The sequence below is a fragment of the Kineococcus gurbantunggutensis genome (assembly GCF_050871925.1).
Taxonomy (GTDB): domain Bacteria; phylum Actinomycetota; class Actinomycetes; order Actinomycetales; family Kineococcaceae; genus Kineococcus.
Genome location: NZ_JBJLSG010000006.1, coordinates 15,383 through 33,262, shown reverse-complemented (window position 1 = coordinate 33,262; position 17,880 = coordinate 15,383). Strand labels below are relative to the sequence as shown.

At 76.8% G+C, this 17,880-nt stretch carries 17 protein-coding genes; 13 read left to right on the top strand and 4 right to left on the bottom strand.

Annotated features, from left to right (window positions below):
* Position 1 precedes the first annotated feature (1 nt).
* The 6 genes from ACRYR7_RS01840 (at position 2) to ruvC (ending at position 4,388) form a co-directional block, all read left to right on the top strand.
* A complete protein-coding gene (locus ACRYR7_RS01840; protein WP_432570398.1) occupies positions 2-634 on the top strand; it encodes a hypothetical protein in 633 nt (210 codons plus the stop codon).
* Positions 635-698: 64 nt separating this feature from the next.
* Positions 699-1,652 carry a pyridoxal 5'-phosphate synthase lyase subunit PdxS gene (pdxS, locus tag ACRYR7_RS01835; protein ID WP_432570397.1) on the top strand — a complete coding sequence of 318 codons (954 nt, stop codon included), beginning with the start codon at positions 699-701 and terminating at the stop codon, positions 1,650-1,652.
* A 4-nt stretch (positions 1,653-1,656) separates the two neighbouring features.
* A complete protein-coding gene (locus ACRYR7_RS01830; protein ID WP_432570396.1) occupies positions 1,657-2,205 on the top strand; it encodes an NUDIX hydrolase in 549 nt (182 codons plus the stop codon).
* A 28-nt stretch (positions 2,206-2,233) separates the two neighbouring features.
* On the top strand, positions 2,234-2,908 hold the full coding sequence (gene pdxT, locus ACRYR7_RS01825) for a pyridoxal 5'-phosphate synthase glutaminase subunit PdxT (RefSeq protein WP_432570395.1): 675 nt from the start codon (positions 2,234-2,236) through the stop codon (positions 2,906-2,908).
* Positions 2,909-2,941: 33 nt separating this feature from the next.
* Positions 2,942-3,703 carry a YebC/PmpR family DNA-binding transcriptional regulator gene (locus ACRYR7_RS01820; protein WP_432570362.1) on the top strand — a complete coding sequence of 254 codons (762 nt, stop codon included), beginning with the start codon at positions 2,942-2,944 and terminating at the stop codon, positions 3,701-3,703.
* A gap of 94 nt (positions 3,704-3,797) precedes the next feature.
* Positions 3,798-4,388 (top strand): crossover junction endodeoxyribonuclease RuvC, encoded by a 591-nt coding sequence (gene ruvC / locus ACRYR7_RS01815; protein WP_432570394.1) that lies wholly within the window; start codon positions 3,798-3,800, stop codon positions 4,386-4,388.
* 62 nt (positions 4,389-4,450) lie between these two features.
* On the opposite strand, the gene ACRYR7_RS01810 is transcribed toward ruvC, so the two are convergent.
* Positions 4,451-5,491, bottom strand: coding sequence for a hypothetical protein (locus ACRYR7_RS01810; protein WP_432570361.1), 1,041 nt, complete (start codon positions 5,489-5,491; stop codon positions 4,451-4,453).
* Positions 5,492-5,557: 66 nt separating this feature from the next.
* On the bottom strand, positions 5,558-6,262 hold the full coding sequence (locus ACRYR7_RS01805; RefSeq protein ID WP_432570360.1) for a dienelactone hydrolase family protein: 705 nt from the start codon (positions 6,260-6,262) through the stop codon (positions 5,558-5,560).
* A 119-nt stretch (positions 6,263-6,381) separates the two neighbouring features.
* Here ACRYR7_RS01805 and ruvA point away from each other — a divergent pair, with 119 nt between their 5' ends.
* From ruvA to ACRYR7_RS01770, 7 genes are all read left to right on the top strand, one after another.
* Positions 6,382-6,993 carry a Holliday junction branch migration protein RuvA gene (gene ruvA / locus ACRYR7_RS01800; protein WP_432570359.1) on the top strand — a complete coding sequence of 204 codons (612 nt, stop codon included), beginning with the start codon at positions 6,382-6,384 and terminating at the stop codon, positions 6,991-6,993.
* Between the two features lie 19 nt (positions 6,994-7,012).
* On the top strand, positions 7,013-8,083 hold the full coding sequence (ruvB, locus tag ACRYR7_RS01795) for a Holliday junction branch migration DNA helicase RuvB (RefSeq protein WP_432570358.1): 1,071 nt from the start codon (positions 7,013-7,015) through the stop codon (positions 8,081-8,083).
* A gap of 222 nt (positions 8,084-8,305) precedes the next feature.
* Positions 8,306-8,689, top strand: coding sequence for a preprotein translocase subunit YajC (gene yajC, locus ACRYR7_RS01790; protein ID WP_432570357.1), 384 nt, complete (start codon positions 8,306-8,308; stop codon positions 8,687-8,689).
* Positions 8,690-8,845: 156 nt separating this feature from the next.
* Positions 8,846-10,930, top strand: a complete 2,085-nt coding sequence (gene secD, locus ACRYR7_RS01785; protein WP_432570356.1) for a protein translocase subunit SecD — start codon at positions 8,846-8,848, stop codon at positions 10,928-10,930.
* Positions 10,930-11,946 (top strand): protein translocase subunit SecF, encoded by a 1,017-nt coding sequence (gene secF, locus ACRYR7_RS01780; protein WP_432570355.1) that lies wholly within the window; start codon positions 10,930-10,932, stop codon positions 11,944-11,946. Before secD ends, secF begins: the two co-directional genes overlap by 1 nt.
* A complete protein-coding gene (locus ACRYR7_RS01775) occupies positions 11,943-12,500 on the top strand; it encodes an adenine phosphoribosyltransferase (protein ID WP_432570354.1) in 558 nt (185 codons plus the stop codon). The genes secF and ACRYR7_RS01775 overlap by 4 nt, the downstream gene beginning before the upstream one ends.
* An 88-nt stretch (positions 12,501-12,588) precedes the next feature.
* A complete protein-coding gene (locus tag ACRYR7_RS01770; RefSeq protein ID WP_432570353.1) occupies positions 12,589-15,060 on the top strand; it encodes a RelA/SpoT family protein in 2,472 nt (823 codons plus the stop codon).
* A gap of 11 nt (positions 15,061-15,071) precedes the next feature.
* Here the strand turns inward: ACRYR7_RS01770 and ACRYR7_RS01765 are convergent, their stop codons facing one another.
* Positions 15,072-15,764 carry a hypothetical protein gene (locus ACRYR7_RS01765; protein WP_432570352.1) on the bottom strand — a complete coding sequence of 231 codons (693 nt, stop codon included), beginning with the start codon at positions 15,762-15,764 and terminating at the stop codon, positions 15,072-15,074.
* Between the two features lie 275 nt (positions 15,765-16,039).
* Complete coding sequence (locus ACRYR7_RS01760) at positions 16,040-17,782, bottom strand: DUF349 domain-containing protein (RefSeq protein WP_432570351.1); 1,743 nt, start codon at positions 17,780-17,782, stop codon at positions 16,040-16,042.
* Positions 17,783-17,880: the final 98 nt, after the last annotated feature.

The following is a 17,880-nucleotide window of genomic DNA, read 5'->3' as shown; positions in this document are numbered from 1 at the left end:
GCTGGCGTGGGCGCTGGCGGCCCTGCTCCTGCTCTGCCTGCTGGCCTGGTACCTGTCGGCCACGGCGCAGCGGCTGGACCGCCTGCACCGCCGGGTGGAGACGAGCCGGGCGGCGCTGGACGCGGAGCTGACGCGGCGGGCCTCGGCGGCGCTGGAGCTGGCCACCTCCGGCCTGCTGGACCCGGCGTCCTCGCTGCTGCTGGCCGACGCCGCCACCGCCGGCCTGGACGCCCCGCGCACGCCCGCGGCGCTGCGCGACGCCGCCGCCGCCGACGACGCGCAGCGCTGGCGCGCCGAGAGCGACCTCACCCGCGCCCTGGCCGCCGCCCTCCCCGCCCCCGGCGCGGACGACGGCGCGGACGACGGCGCGGACGGGGGTGCGGACGGGGGTGCGGACGGGGGTGCGCAGACCGGTGCGGAGGGCGGCGCCGCGCGGGTGCGCGACGCCGCGCGCCGGGTGGGCCTGGCGCGGCGCTTCCACAACGACGCCGTCGTGCAGGCGCGGCGCCTGCGGGCCAAGCGGCTGGTGCGCTGGGCGAGGCTGGCCGGGCACGCCCGCCTGCCCGAGACCGCCGACTTCGACGACGGCACCGAGGACGGAGCTCCGGGCGGGGGCGTCGCGACCGGCTCGTAGGATGACCCCCCAGGTCCGGGCGAGCCCGGAGCAGACCCCAGAGCAACCGCGAGGCGTGAGCACCGTGAGCACCGAGCAGAGCACCCGCAGCGCCGGGCACCCCGTCCCGCAGGCCGAGACCGCGGCCGGCGCCGGTCCAGCCGTCGGCACCGACCGCGTCAAGCGCGGCATGGCGGAGATGCTCAAGGGCGGCGTCATCATGGACGTCGTCACCGCCGAGCAGGCCAGGATCGCCGCCGACGCCGGCGCCGTGGCGGTCATGGCGCTGGAGCGCGTGCCCGCCGACATCCGCGCCGAGGGCGGCGTCTCGCGCATGTCGGACCCCGACATGGTGCAGTCGATCGTCGACGCGGTCTCCATCCCGGTGATGGCCAAGGCGCGCATCGGCCACTTCGTCGAGGCGCAGGTGCTGCAGTCCCTGGGCGTGGACTACGTCGACGAGTCCGAGGTCCTCACCCCCGCCGACTACGCGCACCACATCGACAAGCACGCCTTCACCGTGCCGTTCGTGTGCGGGGCCACCAACCTCGGCGAGGCGCTGCGGCGCATCACCGAGGGCGCGGCGATGATCCGCTCCAAGGGCGAGGCCGGCACCGGCGACGTCTCCAACGCGGTCACGCACATGCGCACCATCCGCGCCGAGATCAACCGGCTGCGCTCGATGGCCCCGGACGAGCTGTACGTGGCCGCCAAGGAGCTCGCCGCCCCCTACGAGCTGGTCCGCGAGGTCGCCGAGAAGGGGAAGCTGCCCGTCGTGCTGTTCACCGCCGGCGGCATCGCCACCCCGGCCGACGCGGCGATGATGATGCAGCTGGGCGCCGAGGGCGTCTTCGTCGGCTCGGGCATCTTCAAGTCCGGCGACCCCGTCAAGCGCGCCGAGGCCATCGTGAAGGCCACGACCTTCCACGACGACCCCGACATGATCGCCAAGGTCTCCCGCGGGCTGGGCGAGGCCATGGTCGGTCTGAACGTCGAGGCGATCCCGGAGCCGCACCGCCTGGCCACCCGCGGCTGGTGACCCGCTGACCGAGCACGACCCGCTGGGGCCCGAGTGGGGCACCGACCCCGACGGGACCCGTACCCGCAGCGCGGCCCGCGTCGTCGTCCTCGACGGCGCGGACCGCGTCCTGCTGGTGCGCGGCACCGACCCCACCGCCCCCGGCCGGGCGTGGTGGTTCACCGTGGGCGGCGGGCGCGCCGCGGGGGAGCCGGCCCGCGAGGCCGCCGCCCGCGAGCTGCTGGAGGAGACCGGCATGGTCGTCGCCCCCGCCGACCTGACCGGCCCGGTGTGGGTGCGCACCGCCGACTTCCCCTACCTGGGGCAGCCCTGCCGCCAGCACGAGGAGTTCTTCGTGCACCGCCCGGACGCCCCGGCGCAGCTGTCGCGCGAGCGGTGGACGCCCCTGGAGCTGGCCACCCTGACCGACGTGCGCTGGTGGACCCCGGAGGAGCTGGCCGGCACCGCCGAGACCGTGTACCCCGCCGGGCTGGCGGGGCTGCTGGCCGAGCTGCTGGCCGAGCTGCCCGCACCGCCCGGGCGCTGGGCGGGCCCACCCCGGCGCATCGGCTGAGCCGCGCGGCCCTACCCTCGCCCCCGTGGTGCGCGACGAGCCCGTGATCGGTGTGCTGGCCCTGCAGGGCGACGTGCGCGAGCACGTGGCGGCCCTGACGGCCGGCGGGGCGCGCGCGGTGACGGTGCGCCGCGAGGGCGAGCTGGACGCGGTGGACGGCCTGGTGCTGCCCGGCGGGGAGTCCACCACCATCGACCGCCTGCTGCGCGCCTTCGAGCTGCACGGGCCGCTGCGCGAGCGCATCGCGCAGGGGCTGCCCGTGTACGGCTCGTGCGCGGGCATGATCCTGCTGGCCGACCGCGTCCTGGACGGCGCGGCGGACCAGCGCACCCTCGGCGGTCTGGACGTCACCGTGCGCCGCAACGCCTTCGGCCGGCAGGTGCAGAGCTGGGAGGAGGACCTGCCCGTCGAGGGCGTCACCGGCGACGGCGGGCCCGTGCGGGCCGTCTTCATCCGCGCCCCCTGGGTGGAGGAGGCCGGTGAGGGCGTGCGGGTCCTCGCCCGCGTGGGCTCCGGCCCGGCCGCGGGTAGGATCGTCGCAGTGCGTTCCGGCGATCTGCTGGCGACGTCGTTCCACCCGGAGATCACCGGGGACGACCGGGTGCACCGCTACTTCGTGGAGCTCGTGCGAGACCGGCTCCGCGGACGGGGGCACGAGGAGCGGCGCGGCTTGGGGTCGGCGGGCAGCCCACGGGGCAGTTGACGAGTCAGCGAGCGAACGGCGGAGGGAACAGCAATGTCCGGCCACTCCAAGTGGGCGACGACCAAGCACAAGAAGGCCGTCGTCGACGCCAAGCGCGCCAAGAGCTTCGCTCGGCTGATCAAGAACATCGAGGTCGCGGCCCGCACCGGCGGGGGTGACCCGGCGGGCAACCCCACGCTCTACGACGCCATCCAGAAGGCGAAGAAGACCTCCGTGCCCGCGGACAACATCGAGCGCGCCGTCAAGCGCGGCTCGGGCGCCGAGGCCGGCGGGGCCGACTGGCAGACGATCATGTACGAGGGCTACGGCCCCAACGGCGTGGCGCTGCTCATCGAGTGCCTCACCGACAACAAGAACCGCGCGGCCATGGAGGTGCGCACGGCCATGACCCGCAACGGCGGGTCCATGGCCGACCCGGGCAGCGTGGCGTACATGTTCAGCCGCAAGGGCGTCGTCGTCATCGGCAAGGAGGGCACCGGCCTCACCGAGGACGACGTCCTGACCGCCGTCCTGGAGGCCGGGGCCGAGGAGGTCACCGACCAGGGCGACACCTTCGAGGTCGTGTGCGAGCCGACCGACCTGGTGGCCGTGCGCGAGGCGCTGCAGGCCGCCGGCATCGACTACGACTCCGCCGACGCCAGCTTCGTGCCCAGCGTGCAGGTGCCCCTGGACGCCGAGGGCGCCGCGAAGGTCTTCCGGCTCGTCGACGCCCTCGACGACTGCGACGACGTGCAGAACGTCTTCGCCAACTACGACGTCTCCGACGACGTCATGGCCGCCCTCGAGGACGCCTGAGCGGCACCGCCGCCCGCTGAGCGCGCCGGGCCCCGCCCGGCGCGCGCGGCCCGCTGCCACGGCCCCCGCCCCGCACCGTGCGAGGGTGGGGGCCGTGCGCGTCCTCGCCGTCGACCCAGGTCTCACCCGCTGCGGGCTGGGGGTGGTGGAGTCCCCCGGCGCGGGGGGCCGGCGCGTGCGCATGGTCGCCGTCGGGGTGGTGCGCACCCCGGCCGACGAGCCGGTGCCCGCCCGCCTGCTCGCCGTGGCCGAGGGGCTGGAGCGCTGGCTGGACGAGCACGAGCCGGACGTGGTGGCCGTGGAGCGGGTCTTCGCCCAGGCCAACGTGCGCTCGGTGATGGGCACCGCCCAGGCCGCGGGCCTGGTGATGGTCGCCGCCGCCCGGCGCGGGCTGCCGGTGGCGATGCACACCCCCAGCGAGGTCAAGGCCGCCGTCACCGGCTCGGGCCGCGCCGACAAGGAGCAGGTGACCGCGATGGTCACGCGCATCCTGGGCCTGGACGCCCCGCCCCGGCCCGCCGACGCCGCCGACGCCCTCGCGCTGGCGCTGTGCCACCTGTGGCGCGGCGCGGGCACCACGCGCCTGGAGGCCGCCGCGCACGCCGCCCTGGTCACCGGGCGCCGCAACTCCTACGCGGAGGCGGCGCGGGCAGCGGCCCGGCGCCCGGTGGGCCGCCCGCGCTGAGGCGCGGCCCGGCCCACCGGCGGTCAGCCCCGGCGGTCAGCCCCGGCGGTCAGCCCCGGCGGTCAGCCCCGGCGGTGCGGCAGCGTCGCCGCCAGGGTCAGCGCCAGCGCCACGGCGTCCTCGGCGAGCGCGGCCTCCACGTCCGGCACGCGCTGCCCGGCCCAGGCGCGCCACGCCGCCCCGGCGTGCGAGCCCGCCAGGGCCCCGGCCGCACCGGCCAGGGCGGGCAGCAGCGTGCGCGCGTGCTCGCGGCGGGCCAGCACCGCGCCCCCCGCGAAGCCGGAGACCAGCCGCGCCGGCAGGCCGGCGGCGCTGAGCCGGCTGGGGGTGGAGGGCAGCTTGTCGGCGACGAGCTCCCCGCCCAGGGCCAGGGTGCTGAGCACCGCGGCGGGCGCCCCGCCGGGCAGCGCGCGGGTCCCGGCGGACAGCAGCGCCGGGCCGGCCAGGCCCAGGGTGCTGCGCCCGCCGGCGGCCACGCCCAGCAGCGCGCTGCGCACCACCAGGCCCGCCGAAGCGCGCGAGGGCGTCCGCGCGCCCCGCGGGCCGACGCGCCCGCCGTGACCGCCGAGGGAGGGCAGGTCCACGATCGTCGCGCGCTCGTGCGCGGCCGGCGGGTCCAGCGCGCGCAGCGCCGCGTGCGTGGTCAGCCCGTACGCCAGGTGCGGCAGCGCGTCGGAGACCCAGTCCTGCGCCGTCCAGGTGCGCAGGTCCGTCACGCCGAGGGCGTGCGCGGGCAGGTCGCTGGCCGCCATGGCCAGCGCGCCGGTGACGACGCCGCCCAGCCCGGCGGGCATGCGCAGCCCGGCGGCGCGGGTCAGGCCCACCAGCTTGCCCACGCCCACCCCGGCCGCGTAGCCGGACAGGGCGCCCAGGGCGGTGGTGCGGTGCTCGAGCTCGGCGCCGCGGCCGCCGACCGGGCGGCCCAGCCGCTCGGCCAGCGCGGTCGCCGTCCGCTCGGGCACGGTGCTCGGCGCCCGGCCGCGCACGGCCATGTCGCCGTAGGTGACGGCGTTCAGGACGGTGGTGCCGGCGGCACCGGCCACGGCGCCGGCGAGGACCGTGTGGACCGGGCGGCGCGGGCGCGGGGAGCGTGTTCGGGTCACCGCGCCACTGTCCTGCCGTCCCGGGCGCTCGGCCACTCGGCGGCCGGGCCCGGGACGGCGCGGGGGTCAGCGCACGTGCTCGCGCAGGAACGCGGTGGTGCGCCCCCAGGCCAGCTCGGCGGACTCGCGGCGGTAGTTGGGCCGCTCGTCGTTGTAGAAGGCGTGCGGGGCCGGGTACACCTCGAAGCGGGCGTCCACCCCGGCCTGCTCGCGCAGGCGCTGCTCGGTGGCGCGCACGGCGTCCAGGGGCACGGAGGCGTCCTCCTCGCCGAAGTGGCCCAGCACCGCGGCCCGCACCCCGGAGAAGTCGGTGTCCGGGCCGGGCACGCCGTACCAGGGCACGGCCGCGCCGATCCGCTCGCCCTGCTGCGCCGCGAGCGTCAGCACGAACGCCCCGCCCATGCAGAAGCCGACGGCGCCGACGGTGGAGGAGGTGGTCTCCGGCCGCTGCAGCAGGTACGTCACCGCGCCGGCGAGGTCGCGGGCGGCGCGCTCGGGGGGCAGCTCGACGAGGAAGCGCCGGGCCTCCTCGGAGTCGTGGGTGGTGCGCCCGCCGTACAGGTCGGGGGCCAGGGCGACGAAGCCCTCGGCGGCGAGGCGGTCGACGATGCCGGCGACGTGGTCGGTCAGGCCCCACCACTCCTGCACGACGACGACGCCGGGACCGCTGCCGGAGTCCGGCACCCGCAGGTAGCCGTGCGCGTGCCCGCTCTCGGAGGCGGAGTCGAAGGTGACGTTCTGACGGGGGTTGGCGTGCTGCTCGTGGCTCACGGCACCCGATCGTGCCCGGTGCCGCCGCGCGCCGCGCGGGGGGTGTCGCCGCCCCTGGTTAGCCTTCGCTCGTACAGGTGTTCGCGCGGGCTGCGTCCCGCGCCGGGGCTGGAGGTCGTGTGATCGCGTCGGTGCGCGGGCGGGTGCTCGCGGTGCGGCTGGACTCGGCGGTCGTCGAGGTCGGCGGGGTGGGGCTGCTCGTGCACGCCGCCCCCGCCACCCTGGCGGCGCTGCGCGTCGGCGAGGAGGGCTCGCTGGCCACGAGCACGGTGGTGCGCGAGGACTCCCTGACGCTGTTCGGGTTCGCCGACGCCGACGAGCGCGAGGTCTTCGAGGTCCTGCAGACCGTCTCCGGCGTGGGCCCGCGCCTGGCGCTGGCGATGCTGGCGGTGCACCGCCCCGACGGCCTGCGCGCCGCCGTGGCCGCCGAGGACCACGCGGCGCTGGTGCGGGTGCCGGGCATCGGCAAGAAGGGCGCGCAGCGCATCTGCCTGGAGCTGGGGGACCGGCTGGGGCCGCCGCTCGGCGCGCCGGGGGCCCCGCCCGCCGCGGCGCCCGCGGCCGACGACGACGCCCGCCGCCGGCAGGTCGTCGACGCCCTGGTCGGGCTGGGCTACCCGCTCAAGCAGGCCGGGGACGCCGTGGACGCGGTGGTGGAGCAGGACGCGGACGGCACCCCGGACGTGCCGGCCGTGCTGCGGGCGGCGCTGCGCCACCTGTCGGGACGCTGAGGGGGAGGGGGAGGGGCACGTGAGCGAGCGGATCGTCACCCAGGGGGCCGACGAGGGCGAGCGCGCCGCCGAGTCGGCGCTGCGCCCGCACGGGCTGGACGAGTTCGTCGGCCAGAAGGTGGTGCGCGAGCAGCTGTCCCTGGTGCTCGACGCGGCCAGGGCGCGCGGCGGCACCAGCGACCACGTCCTGTTCTCCGGCCCGCCCGGCCTGGGCAAGACGACCCTGGCGATGATCGTCGCCTCGGAGATGGGCGCGCCGCTGCGCCAGTCCAGCGGCCCGGCGATCCAGCACGCCGGGGACCTCGCCGCCGTGCTCAGCTCCCTGGACGAGGGCGAGGTGCTCTTCCTCGACGAGATCCACCGCATGGCGCGCCCGGCGGAGGAGATGCTCTACATGGCCATGGAGGACTACCGCGTCGACGTCGTCGTCGGCAAGGGGCCCGGGGCCACCGCCATCCCGCTGGAGCTGCCGCGGTTCACCCTCGTGGGCGCCACCACCCGCGCCGGCCTGCTGCCGGCGCCCCTGCGCGACCGCTTCGGCTTCACCGGCTACCTGGACTTCTACACCCCCGAGGAGCTGGTGCAGGTGCTGCGCCGCTCGGCCGCGCTGCTGGGGGTGCAGCTGACCGCGGAGGGCGCCGCCGAGATCGGCCGGCGCTCGCGCGGCACCCCGCGCATCGCCAACCGCCTGCTGCGGCGGGTGCGCGACTGGGCGCAGGTGCGCGGCTCGGGGCTGGTGGACCGCCACGCGGCGCGCGCCGCGCTGGAGGTGTACGAGGTCGACGAGCGAGGCCTGGACCGGCTGGACCGGTCGGTGCTGGACGCGCTGTGCCGCCGCTTCGGCGGCGGGCCGGTGGGCCTGTCGACGCTGGCGGTCGTGGTGGGCGAGGAGGCCGAGACCGTCGAGACGGTCGCCGAGCCCTTCCTGGTGCGCGAGGGGCTGCTGGGGCGCACCCCGCGCGGGCGGGTGGCGCTGCCGGAGACGTGGGCGCACCTGGGGCTGACCCCGCCGCGCGACGCGCCCTGGCAGCTGCCGCCGGAGCCGGAGGGGGCCGGCGCCGACCCCGCCGAGGGTCCCGGGACGGTCTGAGGCCGACCGCCGGATCGGCCCGCGGATCGACCGCGGGACCGGCCGCGTCGCTGTCCAGGGCCGTCCGGGTGACCCGTCTAGACTGCGCGGGCGGGTCGGGCGACCGGCGCCGGCCGGGGCGAGGAACCCGCGGCGGGTGCCTGCCGTTGGCCCGCCGTGCCGGCACGAGGCCGGCGCGGGCGCCGGTGAGCCGTCGAACCCACCGGTGCGGAGAGGGATGTCGTGGGTGGTGGCGGCGGTAGCCAGCTGATCTTCCTGGTGCTGATGATCGCCCTGCTGGTCTTCATGTTCAGCCGGACGCGCAAGCAGCAGCGGGCGCAGCTGGAGATGCAGAGCAGCGTCGGGCCGGGCGCGGAGGTCATGACGTCCTCGGGGACCTACGGGACGGTCGTCGCCGTCGACGGCGACGTGGTGACCCTGGAGATCGCCCCGGGCGTGCGCACCCGCTGGGCGCGCCGCGCCGTGGCCCGCGTCGTGACCCCGGCGCTCGCCGGTGCCGACGGGGCGCCGGGCGCGACCGCCGCCGGTCAGGCCGGCGGCCTGGACCTGCGCAAGGACGTCGCCGAGGGCGACGGCCCCGCGGACGGCGGTGCGCCGCGGCCCTGAGGCTCCGTCCGCCGATCCCCCGTCCCCGTGCACAGCGGTGACTGGTAAGACGGCACCTGTCCACGAAGAGTGACAAGCTTGCGTCCACCGGGTGACGACCGTCACCCGGTGAGCGCCGTCCCGAGGTACCCAGTGTCCAACGACAGGCCCCCGCGCGTGCGCCGAGGCGCACCCATCCGCCGACCCCGCCCCGGCCGCTTCCTGGTCCTGCTGGTCCTGCTGACCGCGCTCGTCTTCGGCGCCGTCGGCGCCGGCTCGATCTGGGGGGCCGCGCGGTGGGCGCCGGGTCTGGCCCTCGACCTCGAGGGCGGCACCCAGGTGGTGCTCACCCCGCGCGCCGTCGGCGGCGGCGAGGTCGACAGCGAGCAGGTGCAGCGCGCCGCGAACATCATCCGCCAGCGCGTCGACGCCACCGGGCTGTCCGAGTCGCAGGTGCAGGTGCAGGGCGGGCAGAACATCTCGGTGTCCATCCCCGGGCAGGCCAGCCGCGAACAGCTCGACCTCATCGCCCGCTCCGCGCAGCTGCGCATGCGCGTGGTGCTCTTCGCCGAGCCGGTCGCCCCGCCCGCCGCCCCGGCGCCCACGGGCGCCCCCACCGACGGCGCGACGCCCACCGACGGGGCCACGCCCACCGACGGCGCGACGCCCGCCCCGACCGACGGCGCCGCCCCGACCGACGGCGCCGCCCCCGCCGACGGCGCGACGGCCTCCCCGGCGGCGACCCCCGAGCCCACGCAGAGCGCCGACGGCGCCGCCGCGCCGGCGGCCCTGCAGCAGGCCGGCGCCGTCCCGACGGAGACCACCGCGCCCGCGGAGACCGCCGCGCCCGCGGAGACCGCCGCGCCCGCGGACCCGGCGGTGCCGGCGGAGCCCGCCGCGCCGGCCACCCCGCCCTCGCTGGCCGACATCGCCACCCCGGCGCCCACCCCGGGCCCGGGCCAGCCGAGCCAGACGCCCAGCCCGGCCCCGACCGACGCCAGCGACGACGCCTGGCTGTCCAGCCCCGGCCTGGTGGAGGTGTTCCAGAACCTGGACTGCACCGACCCGGCCCAGCGCACCGGCGGCCTCGTCGACGACCCGGCCCTGCCGCTGGTCACCTGCAGCCAGGACGGCACCGAGAAGTACGTGCTCGGCCCGGCCGAGCTCGAGGGCACCCAGCTGACCAACGCCACCGCGGCCCAGGCGCGCAACTCGCAGGGCTACGCGACCGGCGGCTGGACCGTGCAGCTGTCCTTCAACGCCAGCGGCGACGACGCCTTCGAGGCGCTCACCGCGCGCATCTCGCAGCTGAGCGACCCCAAGAACCGCTTCGCCGCCGTCCTGGACGGCCTCGTCGTCACCGCCCCGGTGGTCAGCCAGACCATCGCCACCGACCCGGAGATCACCGGCAACTTCACGCAGGCCAGTGCCGACGCGCTGGCGCAGCAGCTGAAGTTCGGCGCCCTGCCGCTGTCGTTCGTGCCGCAGACCGAGGACCAGATCTCCGCCACCCTGGGCGAGGACCAGCTGCGCAACGGCCTCATCGCGGGCCTGGTCGGCCTGGTGCTCGTCGTGGCGTACTCGTTCGTGCAGTACCGCGGCCTGGCGCTGGTGACCGTCGGCAGCCTGCTGCTGGCGGCCGCGCTGAACTACGGCGTGCTGCTGCTGCTGAGCTGGCTGCAGGGCTTCCGCCTGAGCCTGGCCGGCGTCGCCGGTCTCATCGTCGCGATCGGCACCACCGCCGACTCGTTCATCATCTACTTCGAGCGCGTGCGCGACGAGATCCGCGACGGGCGCATCCTCACCTCCGCCGTGGAGGCCGGCTGGCACCGGGCGCGGCGCACGATCCTCATCTCCGACGCGGTGACGCTGTTGTCGGCGGTCGTGCTGTTCGTCCTGGCCACCGGCAACGTGCGCGGCTTCGCCTACACCCTGGGCATCAGCACGCTCGTCGACGTGGTCGTGGTCATGCTGTTCACCCACCCGGTGGTCGCGCTGCTGGCGCGCACGAAGTTCTTCGGCGGCGGGCACAAGTGGTCCGGCTTCGACCCCGAGCACCTCGGCTCGGTCGTGGCGCGCCACGCGCTGCACAGCGGGGTGCGCCGCCCGACGGTCGCCGAGCGGCGCGCCGCGGAGCGCGCCGCCGGCGGGACCGGTGCGGGTGCGGACGGCGCGGACGGCGGCACCGCCGCGGACCGCGCGGACGGGGAGCAGGCGCGCACCGGCGGGGCCGGTGCGGCGGACGACAGGAGCGACGCCTGATGGGCATGGCAGCACTGGGCAACCGGCTCTACACCGGTGAGTCCTCCTACGACTTCGTCGGCAAGCGCAAGCTGTGGTTCCTCATCGCCCTGGCCTGCGTGGTGGTCTCCGCGCTGCTGCTGGTCAAGCCGGGCCTGACCTTCGGCATCGAGTTCGAGGGCGGCTCGCAGTTCCGGGTGACCGGCTCCACCGACCAGGAGGCGGCCCGCGAGGCCGTCGAGTCGGTCGTGCCGGGCGCGGTGCCCGAGGTGACGCAGGTCGGCGGCAACGGCGTGCGCGTGCAGACCGAGACGCTGAGCACCGCCCAGCTCGACGAGATCCGCCAGTCCCTGGCCGAGCGGACCGGCGTGCCGCTGGAGAGCGTCACGTCCTCCACCGTCGGGCCCAGCTGGGGCGCGGACGTGACGAACAAGGCGCTCACCGCGCTGGTGATCTTCTTCGTCCTCGTCTCGGTCATCATGGCGCTGTACTTCCGCACGTGGACGATGGCGCTGGCCGCGATGGCCGCCCTCGTGCACGACCTCGTCATCACCGTCGGGGTGTACGCCCTCGTCGGCTTCGAGGTGACGCCGGCGACGGTCATCGGGTTCCTGACGATCCTGGGGTACTCCCTCTACGACACCGTCGTGGTCTTCGACAAGGTGCGCGAGAACACCACCGAGGCGTTCACCAAGCGCGACCGCTCCTTCGCGCAGGCCGCCAACCTCGCGGTCAACCAGACCGTCGTGCGCTCCGTGAACACCACGGTCGTGGCGCTGCTGCCGGTCGCGGCGATCCTCTTCATCGGCGACCTGCTGCTGGGCGCGGGCACGCTGCGCGACATCAGCCTGGCGCTGTTCGTCGGCACCCTGGTCGGCGCGTACTCCTCGATCTTCGTGGCGACGCCGCTGCTGGTGGCGCTGCGCTCGCGCGAGGCGGGCGTGCGCGCCCTGGACGCCGAGGTGCGCGAGCGGGCCGCGGGCACCGCGCCCGCCGGCGGGGCCACGGCCGCCTCCGCGGCCGGGGGAGCCGCGTGAGCGGGCCGCAGCCGGTGGTGCCCGACGCCGGGGCGGTCTCCGCTCTGGTGGACGCGGGGCTGCGCACCGTGGCGGACTTCCCCCGCCCGGGCGTGCAGTTCAAGGACATCACGCCCCTGCTGGCCGACGCCGCCGCCTTCGCGGCGGTGGTGGCCGCCCTGGGCGGCCTCGCGCGCGCGGTGGGCGCCGAGGCCGTGGCCGGCGTCGAGGCGCGCGGCTTCATGCTCGCCGCTCCCGTGGCCGAGCGGTGCGGGCTGGCGTTCTGGCCGGTGCGCAAGGCCGGCAAGCTGCCCGGCCCGGTCCTGCGCCGCGAGTACGCGCTGGAGTACGGCACCGCGGCGGTCGAGCTGCGCGGCGACCTGGTGCGCCCGGGGCAGCGGGTCCTCGTCCTCGACGACGTGCTGGCCACCGGCGGGACCGCGCGGGCCGCGTGCGAGCTGGTCGAGGAGGCCGGGGCGCACGTGGCGGCCGTGGCGGTGCTGCTGGAGCTGGCCGAGCTGGGCGGGCGCGCGCAGCTCGGCGACCGCCCCGTGGTCGCCCTGCGCACCTCCTGAGGCGCCGCGCGCCCCCGGCGCGCCCCGCCGCGTCACCGCGCGGGGCCGCGGGCTCCTAGACTGGGCCTCCGCGGACGGGAGGAACGCCATGGCGGACGGCACGGGCACTGAGGGCCGAGCGGTGGAGACGCGCCCGGCGGTGCCCGACGGTGCCGCCGACGCCCTCCCCGGCGCGCAACCGAGCGCCGCGCCCGCTCCCTCGTCGGTCCTGCCCGCCCCGGGCGCCGGCTCGCACCCGGCCCCGGTCAGCCGGCCCGCCGGTCCCGAGCGCCGGCGCACCGGCGAGCGCACCCGCCAGGGCGGGGAGGTGGCGCACACCGGGCCGGTCACGGCCAGCCGGATGCTCTCGCGGCTGGCGCGCTTCGGCCAGCACCGGCAGTCCAACGTCTCCCCGGTGCTGGAGCCGCTGCTGCGCACGGTCCGCGTGACGCACCCCAAGGCCGACCTCAGCGTCGTCGAGCGCGCCTTCGACCGCGCCGAGAACGCCCACGACGGCCAGCGCCGCAAGAGCGGCGACCCGTACATCACCCACCCCGTCGCGGTGGCCACGATCCTCGCCGAGCTGGGCATGACGCCCTCCACGCTGGCCGCGGCCCTGCTGCACGACACGGTGGAGGACACCGACTACTCGCTGGCGGACCTGCGCCGGGAGTTCGGCGACGAGATCGCCCAGCTCGTCGACGGCGTCACCAAGCTCGACAAGGTCACCTACGGCGAGGCCGCGCAGTCCGAGACCGTCCGCAAGATGATCGTGGCGATGGCCAAGGACATCCGCGTCCTGGTCATCAAGCTCGCCGACCGCCTGCACAACGCCCGCACCTGGCGCTACGTGCCGGCCGCCTCGGCGGAGAAGAAGGCCCGCGAGACGCTGGAGATCTACGCGCCCCTGGCGCACCGGCTGGGCATGAACACGATCAAGTGGGAGCTGGAGGACCTGGCGTTCGCCACGGTCTACCCCAAGCGCTTCGACGAGATCGTGCGCCTGGTGGCCGACCGCGCCCCGGCGCGCGAGGAGTACCTCGCCGGGGTGCGCACCCAGATCGAGGACGACCTCAAGAGCGCCCGGGTGCGCGCCACGGTCACCGGCCGGCCCAAGCACTACTACTCGATCTACCAGAAGATGATCGTGCGCGGGCGCGACTTCGCGGAGATCTACGACCTCGTGGGCGTGCGGGTCCTGGTGGACTCCGTGCGCGACTGCTACGCGGTCCTCGGCGCCCTGCACGCGCGGTGGAACCCGGTCCCGGGCCGGTTCAAGGACTACATCGCGATGCCCAAGTTCAACATGTACCAGTCGCTGCACACGACGGTCATCGGGCCCGAGGGCAAGCCCGTCGAGATCCAGATCCGCACCTTCACGATGCACCGCCGCGCCGAGTACGGCGTGGCGGCGCACTGGAAGTACAAGGACGACCCCAACGCCACCGGCGGCAAGCGCGACAACGAGATGGACTGGCTGAAGTCCGTCGTCGACTGGCAGCGCGAGTCGCCCTCCAGCGAGTTCCTCGACGACCTGCGCTTCGAGATCAACGCCGGTCAGGTGTTCGTCTTCACCCCCAAGGGGGACGTGCGCGAACTGCCCGCGGGCTCCACGCCGGTGGACTTCGCCTACGCGGTGCACACCGAGGTGGGGCACCGCACCATGGGCGCCCGGGTCAACGGCCGCCTCGTGCCGCTGGACTCCACCCTCGACAACGGCGACCTGGTGGAGGTCTTCACCTCCAAGGCCGACGGCGCCGGCCCCAGCCGGGACTGGCTGCAGTTCGTCAAGTCCCCGCGGGCGCGCAACAAGATCAAGCAGTTCTTCTCCAAGGAGCGCCGCGAGGAGGCCATCGACCTCGGCAAGGACGAGATCGCGCGCGCCATGCGCAAGCAGCACCTGCCGCTGCAGCGCCTGATGTCGCACGACTCGCTGCTGGCCGTGGCGCGCGAGCTGAACCTCGCCGACGTGTCCGCGCTCTACGCGGCGGTGGGGGAGAAGCACGTCTCCGCCCAGCACGTGGTGGAGAAGCTCATCGTCGCCGTCGGCGGCGAGGCGGCCGTGGAGGAGGACCTCGCCGAGGCCACCACGCCGGGGGTGCCGCGCACCGGGCGCGCGGGCGGGGACGCCGGCATCGTCGTCAACGGCAGCGACGACGTGTGGGTCAAGCTCGCCAAGTGCTGCACGCCGGTGCCCACCGACGACATCGTCGGCTTCGTCACCCGCGGCGCGGGGGTGTCGGTGCACCGGCAGGACTGCGAGAACGTCGCGCGGCTGCGCCGTGAGCCCGAGCGCATCGTCGACGTGGAGTGGGGCTCCACCGGCGCCACCTCCACCGGGTCCCGGTTGTTCCTGGTGCAGATCCAGGTGGAGGCCCTGGACCGGGCGCGGCTGCTGTCGGACGTCACGCGGGTGCTCTCCGACAACCACGTCAACATCCTGTCCGCCACCGTCAGCACCAGCCGCGACCGCGTGGCGGTCTCGAAGTTCTCCTTCGAGATGGCCGAGCCGAACCACCTCGGGCACGTGCTCAGCGCGGTGCGCCGCGTGGACGGCGTGTTCGACGCCTACCGCGTCTGACGCGGGCGCCGTCACGGCGCCACCGCCGCCCCGCCGTCCGCGGGCGCGGCCAGCGCGCGGCGGGCGGAGCGCACGTTCGCCCGCCCGCGGGCGCGCTGCGCGGCCAGCTCCACGTCGCGGCCGCGCAGCCCGCTGGCGGCCAGCAGCCGGCGCAGCTGCGCGGCCCGGCGCGGTTCGGCCCGCGCGACGTCCAGCAGCGTGCGGGCCGGCGAGCTGAGCGCCAGGCCCGCCACGTGCACGACGTCCTCCGCGTCCAGCCGGGCGCGCGAGGCCAGCAGCCGCACCCCGCCGCGGGCGGGGTGGCGCGCCGCGGTGCGCCGCACCAGGTGCACCTGCGCCGGTGCCGGCAGCGGCGCCCCCACGTGCACCCACGCCGCGGCCGCCCCGACGACCACGGCGTCCCCGGGCACCAGCAGCGCCAGCGCGCGCGCCCGGGCGGCGGCGTCCACGCGCACCCCCGCCCCCACCACGACGTCCCCCACCAGGCGCTGCAGCAGCCCCTCGCGCACGTCGCGGGCCACGGCGGCCCGTGCGGCGGCGGTGGCGGCGGGCCGCCACGGCCGGGCCGGGTCCGGGCACCGCCCGCGCGCCAGCAGCTCACCCAGCCAGGTGGGCTCGCCGGTGGCGGTGCGCCCCGGGGCGCTGGACGCGGGTGCGGTGGGCGCGGGGGCGGGTGCGGGGGCGGGTGCGGCGGTGGTGGGCACCGGCGCAGTCGACCGCACCGGTGCGCCGCCGCGCCGCACCGGGGTGCGGGGTTGTGGACGACGAGCGCGCGCGAGCACCTGTGGGCACCGACGCGCCCGTGCCGCACGGGGCCCCGCGCGCGGCAGTGCCGCACGAGACCCCCACCGCGCCGGACCCCACCGGTGCGAGACGGCACGAGGCGCGGGGGTCGCACCCCCGCGCCTCGTGCCGTGCGCGCCCCGCAGGCACCCGGAGCGCCTCGTCGGCCCCGGGTCGGCCCGCGGTCAGCCCCTGCTCAGCGACCCTCGCGCAGCGTGGCCTGGGCCGCGTCCAGCCAGGCGCGCCGCGCGCGCAGCGCCTCCTCGGCGCGGGCCAGGGCCCGGGCGTCGCCGCGGGCGCGGGCCTTCTCCACGTCCGCCTCGAGGTCGCGGATGGCGGACTCGAGCTGGCTGGCCAGGCCGCCGGCGCGGGCCTTGGCCTCCGGGTTGCTGCGCGACCAGCGGGCCTGCTCGGCGTCGCGCACCGCGGTCTCCACCGCCCGCAGGCGGCCCTCGACCCGGTTGAGGTCCCCGCGCGGCACCTTGCCGGCCTCCTCCCAGCGGTCCTGGATGCTGCGCAGCGCCGCCTTGGCCGCGCCCAGGTCCTTGATCGGCAGGAGCGCCTCGGCCTCGACGAGCAGCTCCTCCTTGACGGCGAGGTTGCCGCGGAACTCCTCGTCCACCTGGTCGTTGGCGGCGCTGCGGGCGGCGAAGAAGACGTCCTGGGCGGCGCGGAAGCGCTCCCACAGGGCGTCGTCGTCCTTGCGGCCCAGCCGGCCCGCGGCCTTCCAGCGGTCCATGAGGTCGCGGTACGCCGAGGTGGTCTCGCGCCAGTCGGTGGAGGTGGACAGCGCCTCGGCCTCGGCCACCAGCGCCTCCTTCTCCGAGCGCACGCCGGCGCGCTGCTCGCCGAGCGCGGCGAAGTGGTGCCGGCGCATCTTGTCGAAGGCGCTGCGGGCGTGGCTGAACCGCTTCCACAGCTCGTCCTCGCTGCGCTTGTCCAGCCGGCCCTCGCGCTGGGCGGCCTTCCACTCCTCGAACAGGGTGCGCAGGCGCTCGCCGGAGGCCCGCCACTGCACCTTCTCGGGGTCCTGCCCCGCGATGGACTCGGCCTCCTCCACGATGGCCACGCGCCCGGCGCGCAGCCGCTCGCGGTTGGCGGCGCGGGCCCGGTCGGCCGCCGCGCGCGCCTCGTCGGCCACGGTCGCCAGCGCCTCCACGCGCGCGGTCAGGCCGTCCAGGTCGCCCACGGCGCGGGTCTCGGCCAGCGCGGTGCGCAGGGCCGCGACGCCGCTGACGATGTCCTTGCCGGCCAGCTCGGTGCTGCGCAGCCGCTGGTCGAAGAGGTCGACCTGCGCCACCAGCTCCTCGTACTTGCGCACGAAGTAGGCCAGCGCCTCCTCCGGCGTGGCGTCGGGGTACTGCCCGACCTCGTGCTCGCCGTCGGCGCGGCGCACCCACACGGTGCCGTTCTCGTCCACGCGCCCGAAGGCGGCCGCGGCCGCGCGGTCCACGGACGTGGTGTGCGGGACCTCCGCGGCGGGCGGCTCGGCGGCCGGGTCGTCCGGCAGCGCGCGCGGCGCCGGCGGCACGGGCCGCGGCGCGGGGCGACCGGCCACGCTGGCGGGCGAGGGGCGCACCGGCACCTGCACGGCCGCGGGCTCCGCCGTCTCGGTGGCCGGCTCGCCGGCCTCCCCGCTCCCCGGGGCCTGCTGGGCGTCCGGGGCGTCCGGGGCGTCCGGGGCGACCTCGGGGTCCGCGGACCCCTCGGCCCCCGCCGCCTCGGCGGTCTCGACCGCCTCGACGGTCTCGGCCGCCTCGGCGGTCTCGCCGCCCTGCTCGCTCGCGCCGGTCTCGCTGGTCTCCGCGGGGGAGGGGGTGTCGGGCTGCGGCTCCTGCGCCGCCGCGTCCGCCGGTCCCGCCGGGGTCGCGCTCGTGGGGTCGCTGGGGGTGTCCTGAACGTCCTGGGCGGACGCCGGCTCCTGGGGCTGCTCGCTCACCCGCCGCAGTCTAGGTGCCACGGGCCCCGGACGGAGCAGGCGGTCACGCCGAGTCGCTGTACGATTGCCCCGCGTGCTGTCCTCGGGAGCGGGGAGGA

Coding starts and splice junctions, on each gene's coding strand:
- ACRYR7_RS01770 (WP_432570353.1), top strand. CDS start 12,589: ATGGCGGACGGCACGGGCACTGAGGGCCGAGCGGTGGAGACGCGCCCG.
- ACRYR7_RS01820 (WP_432570362.1), top strand. CDS start 2,942: ATGTCCGGCCACTCCAAGTGGGCGACGACCAAGCACAAGAAGGCCGTC.
- secF (WP_432570355.1), top strand. CDS start 10,930: ATGGGCATGGCAGCACTGGGCAACCGGCTCTACACCGGTGAGTCCTCC.